Below are 1,242 nucleotides of genomic sequence, written 5' to 3' on the forward strand. Positions count from 1 at the left end.
CCGTGTTCAAGGGACACAACAAAATGCGCATCTTCCAGGAGGAGATCTTCGGGCCGGTGGTTTCTGTCACGACCTTCAAGGACGACGACGAAGCGCTCAGCATAGCCAACGATACGCTCTACGGCCTCGGCGCCGGTGTCTGGACACGCGACAGCAACCGCGCCTACCGGTTCGGCCGCGCGATCCAGGCCGGCCGCGTCTGGACCAACTGCTACCACGCCTATCCCGCGCATGCGGCCTTCGGCGGCTACAAGCAGTCCGGCATCGGCCGCGAGACGCACAAGATGATGCTCGACCACTACCAGCAGACCAAAAACATCCTGGTCAGCTACAGCCCGAAGAAGCTCGGCTTCTTCTGATCGCCGCTTTGACCCACAGGCGCGGCTCCGCGAGGGGCCGCGCCAAAGGCTGGAAATCGGAAAACATGATGCGAGCGAAGATTACCGCGACACCGGCAGCCCTTGAACTGTTCGCCGAGATCGTTGCCGAGCACGGTCCGGTGCTGTTTCATCAATCCGGCGGCTGCTGCGACGGCTCTTCGCCCATGTGCTACCCGCGTGCCGGCTTCATCGTCGGCGACCACGACGTGCTGCTCGGCCATATCGGCGACGCGCCGTTCTACATCGGAGCGTCGCAATTCGAGGCCTGGAAGCATACCGATCTCATCATCGACGTTGTGCCTGGTCGCGGCGGCATGTTCTCGCTCGACAACGGGCGCGAGAAGCGGTTCCTGACGCGGTCGACAATCTGTGCCGTATAGGTGAAACCTGCCGGTTTTGATTTCGAACAAGGAAGGCGCCGCCGCAATCTCTACCTTCCGCAGATGATCCTCAATCTGCTCATCGGCACCGTCGTCATAAGTTTGACGGTCTTGATCCATACCTTCGGTCTGATCGCCATCACGCACGCGATGGGACACCTGGTCGCCCGGTTTCGCATGCACGGGCGCCGCAGCCGCATCGTTGCGATGATCAGCGTGGTGATGGGACTCTTTGCCATCATGACCACAGAGGTGTGGCTCTGGGCAGGACTATACCGGTTGCTCGATATCTTTGCTGACTTCGAAACCGCGCTGTACTTTTCCACCATCACCTTCTCGACCGTCGGCTACGGCGACATTGTGCCCGCTCACGCATGGCGCGTCCTCGCAGCTCTAGCAGGCTGTTGAAGAAGTCTGACGTATTGCCTTGAGGATGGCCTCGTCGCCGTTGTGATAGGCGAATGTGATCTCGATCGAGCCGT

3 protein-coding genes are annotated in these 1,242 nt (G+C 60.5%); all 3 read left to right on the forward strand.

What is annotated here, in order from left to right:
* On the forward strand, positions 1-359 hold a 359-nt coding region (locus tag NKJ20_RS34000), incomplete at its 5' end, for an aldehyde dehydrogenase family protein (protein WP_352749958.1).
* A gap of 68 nt (positions 360-427) precedes the next feature.
* Entirely contained in the window at positions 428-760 is a 333-nt protein-coding gene (locus NKJ20_RS34005; RefSeq protein ID WP_352453054.1) for a DUF779 domain-containing protein, read from the forward strand.
* Positions 761-1,168, forward strand: a complete 408-nt coding sequence (locus NKJ20_RS34010; RefSeq protein WP_352749960.1) for an ion channel — start codon at positions 761-763, stop codon at positions 1,166-1,168.
* Positions 1,169-1,242 lie beyond the last annotated feature (74 nt).

The organism is Mesorhizobium sp. M0185 (assembly GCF_040322175.1).
Taxonomy (GTDB): Bacteria; Pseudomonadota; Alphaproteobacteria; order Rhizobiales; family Rhizobiaceae; genus Mesorhizobium.